Below are 2,101 nucleotides of genomic sequence, written 5' to 3'. Positions count from 1 at the left end.
TTTACGAGATTGGAGGACAAGAGCGAGCCTGGTAGATCGCCATGTTCAATCTTTGTTCTTCAACATGGCCAAAATCGCAGCTTCGGGCCGACTGGGCCAATCAGGCGTTTTGCGACAGGTTCCATTAGGATCAGCGCCCTTCATCCCTTGCGCGGACGATGGCACTAAATTCTGAAATGACCTGCTGCACGTTGCCGTCATCGCACACGTTAAGCGAGTGGTGGACTGAAACGGCCTGATCGGTTCGCATTTCCAGCCAAGTAATCCGGGCTGTGTTCGGCGCGGGATGGGTCTGCTCTAGCGCGATCTGTTCACTATATCCCGCGATCACATCGTTGATGGCCTCCAGCGCGACCTCATAGGCAATGGCCTGCTTTTGGGACCATAAAGGGCCGGTTGGAGCATCCATGGTTTATTCCTCGCCGCTAGGGCTGTCGCCCTGGCGGCTGAACAGGCGCGACCAGAAACCGCGCTGTGGAGTAGGTTGAGGGGCAGCGCGCTGATCGGTCAGGGCAAGCCGTTGCGCCTGTTCTCGCCAAGCGTTCCGTTCTTCACGCAGTTCCGCAACCTGCTCACGCAACAGCCTGTTTTCAGCCTGTAAACCGGGGGTGTCACTACCTGTTATGTCGGGCTGTAAAGGTTGCTGCACCTCATTTACAGGGGGCCATACGCGGAACAGTTCGACAGGCTCAATCCGCCACTCGCCATTATCTGACTTTTGGCCAGAAACTCGGCCTGTCTTGATTGCTTTCATGAGCGTTTGGCGGGTGACACCGACCTTTTCCGACGCTTCTCTTAGGGTGATACTCATAGTGTCACTCGCTGTTAAGTTGTCCTGTATAGTATCTATATACCGGTTGCATCATCATCGGGCGATGTATCGGATGCACGGAGTTTGTTACCTAGGCCCGTGACTAGCTGGGAGAGTTCCTCCTGCATCGCTGGGTCAGGTTCCGGCTGTTGGGTGGCAGGCAAGTCTGGTTCCATACCGTCAAGGAATGGCTGCGCTGGCGGGGGAGTGCCGGGGCCGCTTGGTAATTGGCGCTCATCTCGGAACAATGATGGCAAACGGCGGAGCGGCGCCTGTTGGCCCAGTTCCTCAAAGTCAGGTTGTTCCGCTTCCGATATGATGACCGCAGCACTGAACAGCGAGTAGCGCAGGCCGTCACGCTTACCCGACCATGCTACCCGATCATTGATGATGTGGGCATTTACGGTGCCATTTTCCCCAATCTGACGTATCTCTATCCAACGATCCTCGGCTAAAACATCCACGGCGCGTTGAACTGTGCGACGGCTGCATTTCATCAATGCTGCCAAGGTCTTTTGACTTACGACAACAGCATTATGCTCACCAACTCGTGCAGTTAGGATGTGCATTAGCTGGGCAGCTTTAGGGGCTTTCTCGATCAGACTAGCCCATGCTTCATGGGCTGCCCGCTCTGTTTGAACCCAGTGGCCTGGTGGTTGTCGCTTCACCAACTCGGACATTTTCAAAACCCTCCGCAGATGGCGCACCCCTGCGCCATCCTTGTCCAATAATTTGACACGGATGGCGGTTTATTCGACCCATTTCAAGTCAATAAATTGGACATAGAGTGTAAATAGATTGCCAAGGATGGCGCAGGGGTGCGTCATAGCTGGTGACGCAGGGGTGCGTCATAGCTGGTGACGCACCCCCCCTTGCTAACTCGTTGATTTGACTATGTGTTTTTTCCGCCCCTTCTATGTAATCTAAAGGGGGTGCAAGCGCGGACTTAAGCGCTGGCGAAGCAACCCCTTTAGAGTAGAACAAAAAGTGAACAGTGAGTGCCGCTAGTCGCGGCACGCGTTGGGCGTACTCGGATAGGAATCCTACCCCTTCCACGTTGCGCAATGCTGCAAGGTCCAATTGGCTATCAGGGGTGTGAGGAGGCGGTTTCCGGTCTCGTAGAGCGCAGGGGAGCGGTTGGGGGCAGGTCTGTGCGATCCAAGGGCTTGGCGTGCCCTGACGGGCACCAGAAGGGAACCGGACTGATGCTGGTTTCCACAGCTTCCCAATATGGGAATTAAGGGGTTGTTTCCCATATTGGGAAATGGCATAGCCTGCTCATGAGGATCA

General features: G+C 55.1%; 3 protein-coding genes. All 3 read right to left on the bottom strand.

Going from position 1 to position 2,101, the window contains the following annotated elements; translation table 11 throughout:
- Positions 1-130: 130 nt before the first annotated feature.
- From ADT71_RS00330 to ADT71_RS29805, 3 genes are read right to left on the bottom strand one after another with little or no spacing between them, the layout of a single operon-like run.
- Positions 131-409, bottom strand: a complete 279-nt coding sequence (locus ADT71_RS00330; RefSeq protein WP_037467942.1) for a hypothetical protein — start codon at positions 407-409, stop codon at positions 131-133.
- A 3-nt stretch (positions 410-412) separates the two neighbouring features.
- The gene (locus ADT71_RS29810; RefSeq protein ID WP_081570640.1) at positions 413-811 is read right to left on the bottom strand and encodes a hypothetical protein; all 399 of its coding nucleotides are present in this window, start codon (positions 809-811) and stop codon (positions 413-415) included.
- Between the two features lie 35 nt (positions 812-846).
- Positions 847-1,491 carry a helix-turn-helix domain-containing protein gene (locus ADT71_RS29805; protein ID WP_062793240.1) on the bottom strand — a complete coding sequence of 215 codons (645 nt, stop codon included), beginning with the start codon at positions 1,489-1,491 and terminating at the stop codon, positions 847-849.
- Positions 1,492-2,101: the final 610 nt, after the last annotated feature.

The organism is Novosphingobium sp. ST904 (genome assembly GCF_001298105.1).
Classification (GTDB): domain Bacteria; phylum Pseudomonadota; class Alphaproteobacteria; order Sphingomonadales; family Sphingomonadaceae; genus Novosphingobium.
The sequence above is the reverse complement of the archived record's forward strand: the minus strand, read 5'-3'. Positions and strand labels throughout refer to the sequence as shown.